This window comes from Mesobacillus jeotgali (assembly GCF_900166585.1).
Classification (GTDB): Bacteria; Bacillota; Bacilli; order Bacillales; family Cytobacillaceae; genus Mesobacillus; species Mesobacillus jeotgali_A.
On record NZ_FVZC01000009.1, the window covers coordinates 879,270 to 893,834 of the forward strand.

Annotated in this window: 17 protein-coding genes; 13 read left to right on the forward strand and 4 right to left on the reverse strand. The window is 40.1% G+C overall.

The genetic code is table 11. From position 1 onward, the window contains the following. Positions 1–37: 37 nt before the first annotated feature. The 3 genes from B5X77_RS14455 to B5X77_RS14465 all read left to right on the forward strand — a co-directional run bounded on the left by B5X77_RS14455 (position 38) and on the right by B5X77_RS14465 (position 2,987). Positions 38–1,087 (forward strand): LLM class flavin-dependent oxidoreductase, encoded by a 1,050-nt coding sequence (locus B5X77_RS14455; protein WP_079508679.1) that lies wholly within the window; start codon positions 38–40, stop codon positions 1,085–1,087. Positions 1,088–1,116: 29 nt separating this feature from the next. Further along, positions 1,117–2,076, forward strand: a complete 960-nt coding sequence (locus tag B5X77_RS14460; RefSeq protein WP_079508680.1) for an ATP-grasp domain-containing protein — start codon at positions 1,117–1,119, stop codon at positions 2,074–2,076. Between the two features lie 98 nt (positions 2,077–2,174). Next, on the forward strand, positions 2,175–2,987 hold the full coding sequence (locus B5X77_RS14465; RefSeq protein WP_079508681.1) for a pentapeptide repeat-containing protein: 813 nt from the start codon (positions 2,175–2,177) through the stop codon (positions 2,985–2,987). Between the two features lie 169 nt (positions 2,988–3,156). On the opposite strand, the gene B5X77_RS14470 is transcribed toward B5X77_RS14465, so the two are convergent. Continuing rightward, positions 3,157–3,996 (reverse strand): DUF2785 domain-containing protein, encoded by an 840-nt coding sequence (locus B5X77_RS14470; RefSeq protein ID WP_079508682.1) that lies wholly within the window; start codon positions 3,994–3,996, stop codon positions 3,157–3,159. Between the two features lie 639 nt (positions 3,997–4,635). On the opposite strand from B5X77_RS14470, the gene B5X77_RS14475 reads away from it, so the two are divergent. Beyond that, the gene (locus tag B5X77_RS14475; RefSeq protein ID WP_079510245.1) at positions 4,636–5,205 is read left to right on the forward strand and encodes an isochorismatase family protein; all 570 of its coding nucleotides are present in this window, start codon (positions 4,636–4,638) and stop codon (positions 5,203–5,205) included. Between the two features lie 23 nt (positions 5,206–5,228). Here B5X77_RS14475 and B5X77_RS14480 read toward each other — a convergent pair whose 3' ends face one another. Next, positions 5,229–5,978 (reverse strand): YqcI/YcgG family protein, encoded by a 750-nt coding sequence (locus B5X77_RS14480; protein WP_079508683.1) that lies wholly within the window; start codon positions 5,976–5,978, stop codon positions 5,229–5,231. Positions 5,979–6,166: 188 nt separating this feature from the next. On the opposite strand from B5X77_RS14480, the gene B5X77_RS14485 reads away from it, so the two are divergent. Further along, the gene (locus B5X77_RS14485) at positions 6,167–6,556 is read left to right on the forward strand and encodes a thiol-disulfide oxidoreductase DCC family protein (RefSeq protein ID WP_079508684.1); all 390 of its coding nucleotides are present in this window, start codon (positions 6,167–6,169) and stop codon (positions 6,554–6,556) included. A 118-nt stretch (positions 6,557–6,674) separates the two neighbouring features. Here the strand turns inward: B5X77_RS14485 and B5X77_RS14490 are convergent, their stop codons facing one another. Further along, positions 6,675–7,994 (reverse strand): DUF3238 domain-containing protein, encoded by a 1,320-nt coding sequence (locus B5X77_RS14490; RefSeq protein ID WP_176167328.1) that lies wholly within the window; start codon positions 7,992–7,994, stop codon positions 6,675–6,677. 302 nt (positions 7,995–8,296) lie between these two features. Between B5X77_RS14490 and B5X77_RS14495 the strand changes: the two genes are divergently transcribed. The 7 genes from B5X77_RS14495 to B5X77_RS14525 all read left to right on the forward strand — a co-directional run bounded on the left by B5X77_RS14495 (position 8,297) and on the right by B5X77_RS14525 (position 12,131). Beyond that, on the forward strand, positions 8,297–9,226 hold the full coding sequence (locus B5X77_RS14495; RefSeq protein WP_079508686.1) for a DMT family transporter: 930 nt from the start codon (positions 8,297–8,299) through the stop codon (positions 9,224–9,226). A 285-nt stretch (positions 9,227–9,511) separates the two neighbouring features. Next, positions 9,512–9,991, forward strand: coding sequence for a DUF2975 domain-containing protein (locus B5X77_RS14500; protein ID WP_079508687.1), 480 nt, complete (start codon positions 9,512–9,514; stop codon positions 9,989–9,991). A gap of 10 nt (positions 9,992–10,001) precedes the next feature. Continuing rightward, positions 10,002–10,223, forward strand: a complete 222-nt coding sequence (locus B5X77_RS14505; protein WP_079508688.1) for a helix-turn-helix domain-containing protein — start codon at positions 10,002–10,004, stop codon at positions 10,221–10,223. Positions 10,224–10,240: 17 nt separating this feature from the next. After that, positions 10,241–11,041 carry a DUF817 domain-containing protein gene (locus tag B5X77_RS14510; protein WP_079508689.1) on the forward strand — a complete coding sequence of 267 codons (801 nt, stop codon included), beginning with the start codon at positions 10,241–10,243 and terminating at the stop codon, positions 11,039–11,041. 73 nt (positions 11,042–11,114) lie between these two features. After that, entirely contained in the window at positions 11,115–11,309 is a 195-nt protein-coding gene (locus B5X77_RS14515) for a hypothetical protein (RefSeq protein WP_079508690.1), read from the forward strand. A gap of 120 nt (positions 11,310–11,429) precedes the next feature. Further along, positions 11,430–11,726 (forward strand): hypothetical protein, encoded by a 297-nt coding sequence (locus tag B5X77_RS14520; RefSeq protein WP_139378363.1) that lies wholly within the window; start codon positions 11,430–11,432, stop codon positions 11,724–11,726. Positions 11,727–11,900: 174 nt separating this feature from the next. After that, complete coding sequence (locus B5X77_RS14525) at positions 11,901–12,131, forward strand: hypothetical protein (RefSeq protein ID WP_079508692.1); 231 nt, start codon at positions 11,901–11,903, stop codon at positions 12,129–12,131. On the opposite strand, the gene B5X77_RS14530 is transcribed toward B5X77_RS14525, so the two are convergent. Then, a complete protein-coding gene (locus tag B5X77_RS14530) occupies positions 12,132–12,959 on the reverse strand; it encodes a DODA-type extradiol aromatic ring-opening family dioxygenase (RefSeq protein WP_079508693.1) in 828 nt (275 codons plus the stop codon). Positions 12,960–13,102: 143 nt separating this feature from the next. Between B5X77_RS14530 and nhaC the strand changes: the two genes are divergently transcribed. Beyond that, a complete protein-coding gene (gene nhaC / locus B5X77_RS14535; protein WP_079508694.1) occupies positions 13,103–14,521 on the forward strand; it encodes a Na+/H+ antiporter NhaC in 1,419 nt (472 codons plus the stop codon). The last annotated feature ends 44 nt before the right edge of the window (positions 14,522–14,565 follow it).

The window sequence follows — 14,565 nt, forward strand, 5'->3', positions numbered from 1 at the left end:
GGAAAAGTAAGTTTAATGGAGCAGAGGAGAGATCAGGATGAAATACGGATTTTGGCTGCCGATTTTCGGCGGATGGTTAAGAAATGTTGAAAATGAAGAAATGCCACCAACTTTTGATTATGCAAAAAAAGTGATTCAATCAGCAGAAAAGTGGGGATACTCGACTACTTTAATTGCAGAACTATATTTGAATGATATAAAAGGGCCTGAACAAGATTCCCTTGAAGCATGGACAACGGCTGCTGCTCTGGCTTCAGTAACGGAAAGAATTGAAATTATGGCTGCAGTAAGACCTGGATTCCATAATCCTGCGATAACGGCAAAAATGGCAGCAAACATCGACCAAATCAGCAATGGGCGTTTTACCCTGAATGTTGTCTCAGCATGGTGGGAGGAAGAAGCTCGCCAGTATGGCGGTATTTTTACCGAACATGATGAGCGATATGACCGGACTACGGAGTTTATCGATGTACTAAAGGGGCTATGGAGTAGAGAAAGCTTCTCATATGAGGGGAAGTTCTATCAGCTGAAGGATACAAAACTGTTCCCTAAACCAGTTCAGCGTCCTAATCCGATTTTATATGCTGGCGGTGAAAGTCCTAAAGGAAAACAAACCATTGTGGAGAAATGTGATGCCTATGTTATGCATGGAGGCACGGTAGAAGAGATTGACACCAAAATATCGGATATGAAAAACCGCAGGGCTGCCACAACAAATCCTGAACTATCGGAGTTCGGAATGGCTGCTTATGTAATTTGCCGTGACACGGAAGAAGAAGCCTTAGCAGAACTGGAGCGAATCACAACAGTGAAAGAATCCAGCGCGTATGCAGGCTTTAAGGATTTCACGAGCAAGTCCCAGCTTGAACAGCAAATCCAGCTGCAGGATTATTCAGTTTCAAACAGGGGTTTACGCCCGAACCTGGTTGGAACTCCTGAGCAAATTGCAGAGCGGATCTTAAAGTATGAAGAAGCTGGCTTGGGATTGCTTCTTCTGCAGTTCTCACCCCAACTGGAAGAAATGGAACGATTCGCTAAGCAGGTAATGCCGCTTGTTGAGGAAAAAAGAAATCAACTGACAGTTTGATCATTTAGCAGAACTAGGAGATGAAGAAAATGAGCAAAGTTTATATAATTCATGAAAATACTGAATGGACAATCCATTTAACAAATAGGCTGCAGGAACTGGGAGTTCCATTTGAAGAATGGCATCTGGACGAAGGGGTGCTGGATTTGTCAAAGGAGCCGCCAGAGGGGATATTTTATAGCAGGATGAGTGCTTCTTCTCACACCAGAGGACATCGCTTCGCGCCGGAATATACGGCACAGGTCTTAGCCTGGCTGGAGAACCATGGCCGGATCGTGTATAACGGGACTCGGGCTTTGGAACTGGAAGTCAGCAAAGTAAAACAGTATCTGGAACTGACCAAACATGGGGTAAGGACTCCAAGAACCATTGCATCTGTAGGAATTAAACAGCTTTTGGAAGCGGCGAAGGAATTTGAAGGAAGACCTTTCATTACAAAACACAATCGTGCTGGAAAAGGTCTAGGCGTCCAGCTGTTTCAATCTGTAGAAGCATTAAAGGCATATGTGGAAGGTCCAGCATTTGAGGTACCTATCGATGGAGTTACGCTTTTACAGGATTATATTCAATCTCCTGAAAGTTACATCACTCGATGCGAATTTGTAGGTGGAGAATTTGTTTACGCGGTAAAAGTAGATACATCGGAAGGATTTGAATTATGCCCGGCTGATGCCTGCCAGATCGGTGATTTGTTCTGCCCTGTAGGGGAAGAAGCAGAAGAAAAGCCGAAATTTCAGATCATTGAAGGCTTCAATGACCCAATTATTGAAAAATATAAGAAAGTCCTTGAAGCAAACAACATCCATGTGGCAGGTATTGAATTCATCCGTGACGAGCAAGGTGTCATATTCACTTATGATATAAACACAAATACGAACTACAATTCAGATGCGGAAACAAGAGCAGGAAAATTTGGCATGCTTCAGCTGGCTAAGTTTTTAAAAGATGAACTTCATGCTGAATATGGAGCCGTTACCTTTGAGCGTTAACTCTTAGCAGGGAATATCCCTGCTTTTTTTTGTTTAAGAAAAGAGGAAGTTGTGATAATTTAGTTTTAACAACTATTGGTAAATGGAGAGAGAAAGAAATGATTAGTCAATCGATTAAAAACAACCTTACTGCTGATTGTGAAAATTGCTTTGGCCTATGCTGTGTGGCATTGCCATATGCAAAATCCGCGGACTTTGCTTTTGATAAAGAAAGCGGGTCGCCATGCAGGAATTTGCAGAAGGATTTCCGCTGTGGAATTCATGGAAAACTTAGAGAGGAAGGCTTCAAGGGCTGTACAGTATACGAATGTTTTGGGGCAGGACAAAAGGTGTCCAGGATTACCTACCAGGGACATGATTGGCGAAAGCAGCCAGAGAAAGCCAAGGAAATGTTTGACCTTTTTCCTATCATGCAGCAGCTTCATGAAATGCTCTGTTATCTTGAGGAAGCAATGGCATTGAAGGAAACAAAATCGATTTATCCAGATCTTCATGATATTTATTTTAAAATGGAGCAGCTTACAAACCTTTCTGCGGCGGAAATCCTCTCTCAGGATATTCCTGCACATCGCGCGCTTGTAAACGAACTGCTTTTAAAGACAAGTTTACTGGTCCGCTCTAAAATTAAGAATAAGAAAAAACCTAAAGGTAAGAATCTGCTTGGGGCAAAAATGCGACACGCAGACCTAAAAGGTTCCGATTTCCGTGGTGCTTTGCTGATTGCGGCTGACCTTAGGGAAGCTGACCTGAGGCTGTGTGATTTTATTGGTGCAGACATGAGGGATGCTGATTTAAGCGATGCCAATCTTGAAGGCAGTTTTTTTCTTACCCAGGCACAGATTAACTCGGCAAAAGGAAATGACCGGACAAGACTGCCTTTAACTTTATCAAAACCAAAACATTGGGGGTGAGCGAATGTCAGCTATAATCATATTAATTGGCAGCATTTTTAGCGTGCTCGCTGTTGGATATGGGACTAAAGTTTGGAATAAAAAGAAGTAAGTTTGTTTTTTAAGACCTTATGGATTCCTATTTAAATAAATTTTGTAAGGAAATGCTCAGCAAAAACTGAGCATTCTTTTAAACTATTAGATTCTCCTTTAATATACGTTCGATTTCTTTTCGTATTTGACCGCCTTTATTAAGAAATATTAAACGGAAATAAAGTGATTTTAAGAATTGTTTTAAATTCGTATTCTTCCGAAAAAAGGTCGGTGTAAACCCATTTTTTCTTTTAATTTCTGTTATTTCATTCGATAGATTCACAACCCACTCTTTTAAATGGTCTTCTTTCATGCCTTTTTCTAAAAGAGCAGTTATTGCTGAAATCAGCCGCTCATCTTCTTCGTCTGTATAGGCAGTTTCTATTAAAATGCATCTCCTGATGGTCTGCAGACATTCACATGTCAAAGTAATATCAAACAAAGGGTGCTTAACGGCTTCATCCATCAAATCAGCACCATGAGCAATGCTGTGTGCCCACCCTTTTTCCTCGACGTATCCTCGCGTATCTTCTTCCTGTTGAAGATATTTAATGCTGCTTTTGATAGCTTTAATGACCGAGTGCTCCGACAAAAATCTTGCATCTCGATCCTGTCCTAAAATAAGGGCAACCACTAAAGAGGAAAATGCCCTGGTAAATACTGAATCATTATTTTTTGAACCGATATTATAAAATAAATGGTCCTTGTCAATGCATGTCATCAGTAAATAGTCCATTTGCTGATCATTTAAATAATCCTGCTTAATAAGGTAATAAAACGACGTGTAAATCAATTTGTCCCTTAATTCCGGGTCAGTGGAGCCTATATGTTCAACCATGTCTTTGATGAGTCTGTCGAGATTTTTGTTAGTAATTGTTTCTGGATTATTAAAATCCAATTCCTTTAATTCTATTTTTAAAAAGCCTGCCGTTACCATCGTTCATCCTCCACCTCTTTGTTTATTTTACCATGTTTTTCATATTAGACTAGAAATATCCAGATTCTTTTTATGGGTGACAAAGTTGAGGATAAAGTAAGAGGATATATATTAAATGAGAATTTGGATTAACACCTTTTCTGATTTTTAGTGTGCACATGAGAGATAAATAAAATAGTAGTGGATTGTCATCGTCACTAAAACAGTTGATTGAAACCAAACTAAAAAACTCTTGCTGGGCAAGAGTTTATATTTCAGTATTTAGCTTTTTCCTTTGATGTGAGAATGAATAGGATAGTCCATTCAATGAAAAAAAGGGTGATGCCCATAATGATATCCAACATTTTTTGTCGCATTCTATCAACTCCTAGAAGAAGATTACATGTTAATTATACGTTTGATAGGAGTTGAACAGTTGGCTTGAAATTGAGAAATAAATGAACAAAAGAAGGACAATATGTGAACAAATCAACTTGCCCTCATGATGAGAGCTAGTTGAGTATCAGTCTAAGAAAGTTTAAATATCTCCATAGATTTGACAGCATTAATCAAGAGTTTTGAAGTAATTACTATGTAAAATTTCTTTGAGGAGTAGAAATTCTTTTAATGGCAAAAAATGTGGAGGAAGGAGGAATGAGTATGAATTTGCTTGAACTGCCTGCACTGCTTGTTCTGGATGTTCAGAAAGGGTTTGACGATCCATATTGGGGAAAGAGAAACAACCTAGAAGCAGAAGACAATATCGCAAGGCTATTGACAGAATGGCGGAACAGACATGGCGAAGTAATATATACGAAGCACCTATCACTCGACCCAGGATCTCCGTTGCATCACCGAAATCCATTGGGTACGGAATTGAAAGAAGTCATTAAGCCGGTTGAGGGTGAAGTGATTTTCACAAAAAATGTGAATAGTGGTTTTATTGGGACCGAACTTGAATCCTATCTAAAACGAAAACAGGTTAAGTCAGTCGTGATCACCGGATTATCGACTCAGCACTGCGTTTCTACAACGACCAGAATGAGCGGGAATCTGGGTTTTGATACTTACCTTGTATCTGACGCAATAGCGGCTTTTGAAATTACGGATCATAAGGGAGTAAAGCATACAGCTGAGTCAATCCAGGAACATGAACTGGCCATGCTTCAAAAAGAATTTGCAACAATTGTTACCACCGATAACTTGATAAAACAATTGGTTCAGCAATAAAGCGCAGGAGCAGTCCTGCGCTTTCATATATTTTTACCCAGGAATTTTAAAACCCTGTGATAAGGGCATTTGGATAAAGAAGTATCATCATCTCTTAGGAAGTATTGACGCCATTCAAAATTATCTTCGGCACCGTATGTGTTCAAGTCAGGATGAATAGGAATGCTATCATATTTTGAGAGTCTTTTTCTCACCTGATCTTTAATTCTCTGCGCATAACTATTTGATTTATTGAATTCCTGCAGGACCCAGCGCGGAGTAATCGCGAGCATCATGACATCAAAATGTCTGCTTTTCCGGTTTTTATGGGCAGGCGTAGCACAATACATAAAATATTTTTCACCATTGAAGCAAAACTCCCAGATTGAATCATGTGGATCCTGAGGGATATCTGCTGGCCAATCAAATTCATCCAATGCACTAAGCCCAGAAAGTTGCTCCCAGAAAAGTTGTTCGAACTCATCGATGGGCAGTTCAAGCATCCATTCGGGGGTTTCATAGAATATAATCAAAGAAGTAAAATTTCCAAACTCCCTCGAGTGTTTTGTATAGCTATTCAATAAGCCAGCCAATTCATTTAATGTTGTGTCCCTCCTTGGATTTCCAACAAATCCATATTTAAGTTGATTCATTGAAAATCCAATCGTGGCCGGTATACAGGGAAAAGGCTTTTCTTTATCACTCATTTTAGCGAAGAATCTTTCCAGTGCCTGCTTTTCCCAATCCAGCAACTCATTCCGGGAGGAAGAACCATGTGTATACAAGCCAATCATCATAGTCACCTCCGATAGCTTCTACACTATATTCAAAATATAAAGAATAGGGTAGATGTCCCGGGACAAATGGGCAAGAATCCAGAACATGCAAATCGAAAATTAAGTTAAGGATGTTTCATCAGGTTGTATAAGGATATATGGTAAAATAAAGACTATATGACGTCTGAAATTAGGAGGGACATTCCATGCAGCCAGTCATATTATTCGATGGAGTCTGCAACTTCTGTGATGCCAGTGTCCAGTTTATTCTGGACCGGGATGACAAAGAAATGTTCCGCTTTGCATCGCTGCAAAGTGATGCCGGGCAGGAACTCTTAAAAAAATATAATGTACCTGATGATGTGGACAGCATGATTTTAATTGAAGATGGAAAAGTCTATTATAAATCGGCGGCTGCACTAAGAATAAGCCGCCATCTGAAAGGTGCCTGGAAACTGCTTTATGCTATGATCATCGTGCCGGCTCCGATCAGGAATCTTGTATATGATCTCATTGCCAGAAATAGATTGAAATGGTTCGGACAGAAAGATAGCTGTATGCTTCCTCCGCCGAACGTCAGGAAGAGATTCTTATAGACAAAAAGAACGGAAAAGCCAGTGTAGGCTTTTCCGTCTTTTTTTATAATCAAATTCTGTTACACACTGAACGAACTCCGAGGGGGTAATTCTATACAAGGCGGAACTGATAAAAAGTCTAGTTTGTAAAAGTGGAATAACGCCAGTGGTGATTAGCCATAGGGTCAGCCATCATCTCAAGGCCTTTGCTATGAGTCTGGTGGATGACCTCCCATTTTTCTGTTCCTGGTTCTTTTAGGTAAATTTCATGTTCTGGGGCTTGATCATGAGTTCCGATCAGGTCAAATTCATTATCCTTGTAAAAAACTCCGCAAACCACATAATCAATGGCAGGGGAGACGACCAGCGGATTGCTGACAGCGTGCTTCAGAATAAACTTAATCCTATCGTCATCTGTCAGGATCTTTTCCAATTGAATACCCTCATCAGAGGCGCTTGCAGATTCGATACGCTCATGCTCACTGCTGAACGCTTCGGTGACACCTGTGTCCTTGCTTAATAAAGCAGATTCGTTTTCAGCGTCAATGAAAACCTCTGCCCGAGTTCGATACTGGGAAGACTCAGGATTAAATGAACGGTGATCTCCTTTAAAGTACTGATCTTCAGAAGCCGCATTGGGGTTTTTTAACCACTCTTCTTTTAAAAAAGTCGTATATCTTAGCTGCCAGTTACCATTTTTGTGATTCTGTTCACTTACAGGTTTCAAAAGTTCATTAATAGGCGCAATTCGTTTGGTGATAGAAAACTCTTCGTCAGCAGCCGTTCTGGTTGAAGAATCTGGCTTGACTGCTCCTACTGCATTTGCGATAACAGATTTAAGTTCCCATTTCACCTGATCGGAACGCTGCAAAGGACGTCTGGCTTTAATAGTATAAGTATAAGACTTATCTTCACTTATGCCTCTGTCGGTAAAAGTACAAGAAGAGACTTTGTCCAGTTTTATACCATTTTTAAAGATGGTATATTCCGACACACCCTCGATTGGTTCCCACTCAAAGCTGATTTGATCATTCAAAACAATTGTAGTAATGAGAAGGTCCTCCAGAACATTGTCTCTCTCCTTGTAGTTCACGGATGTAGTTGTCTGTATCCTCATTCTGTTCCTAACTTCACCCTGTGCAAGAGATTCAATGCAGTAAGAATACAAAGTACCGGAAATTAGGTCACTGTCCACCAACCTCGGTTCCACTCCTTCATAAATAACCTCCTGGTCCCTGAACACCCGATAGGATTCTCCAGATGATTCCCATTCAAATGAAATACTGTTTGATCCGTGTTCTATATTCTTAAGCAAGCTAGAATGTGAAGAATCAGCGGTTTTTCTCCGGCGATTTATACTCATTGCATAAAGAGTCCCGGCAAGACCGAGTGCTGCAAGGGGTAAAACCTTTCCAATCCTTTTTTGTTTAAATAAAGTTGTTTGTGTACTTTCATTCATATAATCACCACTTTTCGGTTTATTTCCAGACATGTCAATTATTTACCCCGTGAGAGGGAGATTTAATAGATACTCGAGTGAAAAACGGTTGGTAAAATAAGGGTTGCTGCAATGTAAATGGTATCTAGTGATATTTGTCTGGGAATATCGGCTGCTTTTCTTAATAGTGGATATCATCTGTTCTGGTTGTTTGTGTGGTGTGTGTAATTTTTATGTTAGAATAATAGTTAGTTTGAAATGAAACGGAAATTTTACTAGTTTCTAGTCGATACATAAATCATATTAAATAGGGGCGTTCAAAAATGGTGCGATTAAAAGGAATACTAATGATTGTTACCGGTGCAATGCTTTGGGGGATGACAGGCTCGATCACCGAGTGGGTGCTGGCACACACCGAAATGTCTGTTCCTTTTATCCTGACAATCCGGATGATAATTGCAGGAAGCAGCATCCTTGCGTATCTTGCATTGAAGAAAGAGGATATTTTCACTGTTGTGAGAACACCGTACTGGCGCAACCAGCTTATTTTGTTCAGTATACTGGGAATGGTTGGATTACAATTCACATTTACGATGGCGATTGAGACGAGCAATGCTGTTGTGGCAACTTTACTGCAATTTTCCGCGCCCATTTTTGTGGTCCTTTATGTTTCTTTTCATCATAAAAAATGGCCCCCGCGTTACCAGGTATTAGGCATCATTGGTACATTGGGCGGCCTGTTCCTGCTATTGACGAATGGTTCAATGAGAAGCTTGCTTGTTAGCACAGAGGCATTGGTATGGGGCGTGGCGGTAGGGCTGACATTTGCATTCTATACTCTTTATCCATCCCGCCTGATGAAGGAATGGAGTGTACTTGCAATCGTTGGCTGGAGTATGTTATTTGGGGGAACAATGCTTGGATTGGCCAACAGAGTATGGCTTTCAAATGAATGGACCATTCTCGGCGAGCCCAAGATGATATTCATCATGGCTATTCTTATTATCTTTGGAACACTTGCATTCCTTTTGTTCTTAAGCAGTATGAATTATATCAGCGCGGTCGAAACGAGCATTCTATCTAGCGTGGAACCTTTAACTGTCATGGTTATTTCTATTATTTGGTTCGATACGATGCTCCAAAATGTCCAGTTAATGGGGGCCATGATCATGCTTGTTTTTGTGACTTGGCTTTCAATTGGTGATAAAAAAGAGTCTGTTGAAGCTAAAGTTGTTAAACAAAATAATACTTGATAAAGCTGCCATCCAGGCGGCTTTTTTTTTATATTGTGGTCCAAAGCCGCCTGTTTCTGTTCTTAGATAAAAGTGTAATCTTTCTTCAAACCTAAATATTTTTCTGCTTTTGTAAGCCTCCAAATCGGTTACACCAATTACAAAATCAATTCCGAACATTAGAAACACCTTCCTTTTTCTTTGTAAACATGTGGATAAAATATTATAAAATTTGATAAAAATTTATTGATTATCGATAAATATTTTGTTAATTTCAATATGAAGACAATTAAATGAGGTGCTTTTATGAAACGAGAAACTCTCTTTTTGAAGATCGTAGTTTTCCTCCTGGCTGTGCCTGTTCTGGGGGCGTGCTTTATTTTGCTACCCTGGCTAATAAGGGACACTTTACAAAGTAACTGGGAATTTGCCAATTTTTTATTTCCGATCATTGGGGTTATGTATGCATCAGCTGTTCCTTATTTTATCGCTTTGTATCAAGCGTACCTGCTGCTTGGATATATTGACAAGAACAAAGCATTCTCGGAATGGTCAGTAAAAGCTTTGAGAAATATTAAATTCTGTGCTGTGACCATCAGTATTTTATATCTCGTCAGCATGCCGTTTTTCTTTCTGATTGGTGAGAAGGACGACGCCCCTGGAATGATCTTAATCGGGATGGTGCTTACTTTTGCGCCAATTATAATCGCCGCCTTTGCTGCAGTGCTCGAAAAGCTTTTAAAACATGCCATTGAAATAAAATCAGAAAATGATTTAACGGTCTGAGGTGAGAAAAATGGCAATCGTCATAAATATTGATGTGATGCTGGCAAAGAGGAAAATGAGTGTGACGGAGCTTTCAGAAAAGGTAGGAATCACCATGGCTAACCTATCTATTCTGAAAAATGGCAAGGCTAAAGCAATTAGACTTTCGACGTTGGAAGCAATCTGCAAGGCTTTGGAATGTCAGCCTGGGGACATCTTGGAATATCAAAGTGATGAGAAAATGAAAGATTAAGAGTGGAGGCGATGATCATGACAGCAATCATGCAATTATTTCGTTTTGGCAGGGAGCAGGCATTATCGTGCATATTTCCCGCCGTAATCTTTGCCTCCTTAGCGATTACCCAGGTCGTAGAACTACCGATTTTGCCTCGTTATGATTGGCTGCTGATCATTTTTCTCGTGATGCAATGGTTGATGGTACGCTCGGGACTTGAAACCAGAGACGAGCTAAAAGTGATAACATTATTCCATCTCATCGGGTTGGCACTTGAAGTTTTCAAGGTGAATATGGGCTCTTGGTCTTATCCAGAGGAAGGGTATTCAAAGGTGTTTGGTGTACCGCTGTATAGCGGGTTCATGTATGCAAGCGTTGCAAGTTATCTTTGCCAGGCATGGAGGAGGCTGAAGGTTGACCTCGTTGATTGGCCTCCGTTTTTGCTTGTCGTACCTCTTGGAGCCGCAATCTATTTGAATTTTTTCATCCACCATTTTTGGGTTGATATACGCTGGTTGCTATCAGCACTTGTAATCCTTGTTTTTTGGAAATCATGGGTACTATACGAGGTTGGCGGAAACAAGTATCGTATGCCAATCGCTTTATCATTTGTGCTGATTGGATTCTTTATTTGGATAGCCGAAAACATCGCCACTTTCTTTGGTGCCTGGCAGTACCCAAATCAAGCAGAAGCATGGAGTCTCGTTCATCTTGGGAAAGTCAGCTCCTGGCTATTGCTGGTCATCGTCAGCTTTCTGATTGTCGCAACTTTGAAGCAAGTAAAAAAGAACCCTTACGTAAACATCGATGCTGCTCAATCGATAAAGAATGAGTAATCAATTCTGACCTTCCTGTGCTCAAAAAGGGTTATAATTATAGGTAAATATAAATGGAATCAGAGGTGTAAGCATGACTCTAGGACTTATTTTGATTGTGATCATCATTTTAGCTGCATTGCTTTCCACAATAATGCTGTTCGGAAAAGGAGATGATGATTATAGGAATGCGGCAAAGAAGAATACAACTAACCTTTCCATCATTTACATTGTAGTCATTTTACTGTCCTTTATTGCGGTGGGGGTTTATATAAAATGGTTTGCTTAATTTCGAGTAAAGTATAGGTGTTTTCAGTAATATTATTATGTAAACAATTAAATATGCGTAAGAATTAAATGATTAGACGAAATCTGGATCTTAAAGAGCAATCGATCTATGGGGGAGGAAATGAAAAAACTTCTTACTATTCTACTGTTTTTATTTCTTGTTATAACTGCTTTCGGGCCTTATAACCTTTATTATGAGTTCAATGAAAAACAGGCTCTCCACCAATTTATTTCAGAAGAAAGCACTTTTCATGGACTTAAGATCATTGAAATGGACTATCGCGGTTCAGAAACTTATTTTATTCAGGCAAAAGATGAAGAAGAAATAAGAAATTTCATTGTTATGAACTATCATTCTTCAGTCATGAACGGTCATTGGAAGGTTTTTGAACAGACTTCAAAGGGTCATTATTATTGATACAAGGACCATTAAAGGGGTGTCCCTTTCAAAGGACTATCATAAGAAGCTTTTTAAAACTTTGAATTAAGATTCAAAGGAAATGGAATCCACATTGTAAAAGGGTAAGATAAATGTTAATGGACCCATTTTTAGGGTATTCTGTAATTAAGCAACCTAAAAAGGAGCACAAACATGAAGGATTATTCCATAGAAAATCTTATTGTTGATGACGAAGCATATGACCAGGAACATGTAACCGCTGAAATAACTTTTGAAGAGAAAATGTATATGTTAACCTTTCAAAAATCTGATCTTGAATTAATGAACGCCTGGCTTTTGAAAGATGGGTCGTCGATTCCTGCAAACTTATCTGAAAGCGTAATACAAGAAATAAAGGAAGATATAAGTAAAAAAATCCAGTGATTATAACTGGATTTTTTTATTTGTAAAATAACCTGCACAAATCAATCCAAAGTAAGTAGGTGCTTCATATGTCAAGAACTCTACATATCTTTCATCAGGCGGGATGGCTCCTGCAAGCACAAGTGTCTGCCATATGCCATCAGGTTTTGCTGCCTCAATAAAGTCAGATTGGAAACCCGCCATTTCTTCTAATTGATTAGATTTAATGTAGTTGACAGCCTGTTCATCCAATTCCTTTGCCGCCGGGTCAAATCCATATGGCCCCATTACATCATGTGTATGTGACCAATCACAGCTTGCAATCAACCCGATTCGTTTGTTATATTGAGCGGCTGCTTTTCGAAGCGACTCACCAAACTTAATATGATGCAGGAAACTTAGGTCTCTAGGAGATGTGATGACTACAACGGGAACATCAGGCATGAAACGAAGCGGCACAATCGCTCCCCAATCTAAAGGCAGACAGGATACGGGACCACTTGATGTTCCATAATTGATAGTAGAAGAAGGGGATCCATTCTTATTTGCCACATCTTCAATTATTCTTGCCAACTCTCGTTCTACCGTTTTCTCCATCTCGAAAAATCCTTCATTCTCTTCCCAACTGCCCCTCATCTTCTCCGAATCAGCAATCGAGAAACGGCCCTTAATTCTTGTCCCATGCGGAGTTAGAAGGACAATACAATCAGGGTTGGCCTGTGCCATATGTTTACCCAGTAATTCCATGCTATCTCTAGTGAGGGCCATCCGGTCTGGATTGGATCCCTTCAACTCTGGAATAAGTTCTCCTCCGTGGGGAGCAATACAAGCAAATACAAATGGATTCATAACCTATTCCTCCTCTTTAAAAGATAATTAGATATAAAATAAGAACAATCCTTCTTTTTTGTGAAATTTTCCAATTATTTGCTTGTCTATTCTTTCTAGAATCAGGGTAAAGAAAGCTATCTAGACAGCAAGGAGGAAAACAAATGGGGAAAACCCTAGAAAAGAAAGTGCCATTTGGGCTTGCTATTATTCCTTTGTTAGTAATGGTTGCTTCCATGGCAGTAACAATTGTGAAGTTTGAAGGAGATCCGCACATACCGTTAATCATCGGGACAATCGCCGCAGGTCTGGTTGCATGGTTTGCGGGCTTTAAATGGAGTTTTATTGAAGAGGGCATATACAAAGGCATTAAAATGGCTTTGCCGGCAATTCTAATAATTATTACGGTGGGGATGATCATAGGTTCATGGATTGGCGGGGGGATTGTTGCCACAATGGTGTTTTATGGGTTGAAAATATTGAGTCCCTCAATGTTTCTTGTATCCATTTGTGTTATTACATCACTGGTGACCCTGGCAATCGGAAGCTCTTGGTCAACAATGGGCACAATTGGCGTTGCAGGAATGGGAATCGGTATGAGCATGGGCATTCCTGCGCCAATGGTTGCAGGTGCTATCATTTCCGGCTCCTATTTCGGCGATAAAATGTCACCTTTATCCGATACTACAAATTTAGCGGCTGGAATCACGGGGACAGATTTATTTGAACATATACGCCACATGGTCTATACTACAATACCTGCATTATTTATTGCCCTTGGTGTCTACTGGTTCCTGGGAAGAGACTTTAGTAATGCAGATGTCGATAATATGGAAATCCTCGAAATCATGAATCTTATTCAATCCAATTTCGTTGTATCTCCATGGTTGTTGCTTGTTCCGGCAGCCGTGATCCTATTGGTTGCGTTTAAAGTACCCGCACTCCCTGCCTTAATGGTGGGTGTCCTGCTGGGATGGATCGCACAATTCACCGTACAGGATGGTTCGGTTGCTGATGCGGTTAATACACTTCAGAACGGTTTTGCATTGGAAACAGGAAATTCATCCGTGGATGAGCTTTTTAGCAGGGGAGGAATCCAGGATATGATGTACACTGTATCCCTGGCGCTGATAGCGATGGGCTTTGCTGGCATTATGGAGCAAACCGGAATGCTGGAGTCCATTGTTGCAAAAATTCTAAAGCTCGCCCGTTCTGCCAGGAGTTTAGTGGCATCTACAGTGGCTACCTCATTTTTTACGAATGTTGCCGCTGCAGAACAATACGTATCGATTCTTTTACCCGGACGAATGTACAACAAAGCATACGAAGACAAGGGTCTGCACTCGAAAAATCTATCACGTGCACTCGAGGACGGCGGTACAGTAACCTCTCCGCTGGTGCCATGGAATACTTGTGCAGTGTTCATAATATCAACTCTATCCGTTCATCCCTTTGAATATGCTCCATATGCCGTGCTAAATTTCATGGTTCCGATTTTAGCCATTATCTTTGCAATGCTCGGTTTCAAACTTGAGTTTGTAAAAGAAAAAGAATCAACGGAAGCAGCAAGAAAAGTATCATAACATACTAAGGCAGTGCCAACCAGGCACTGCTCTTATATTGAAAA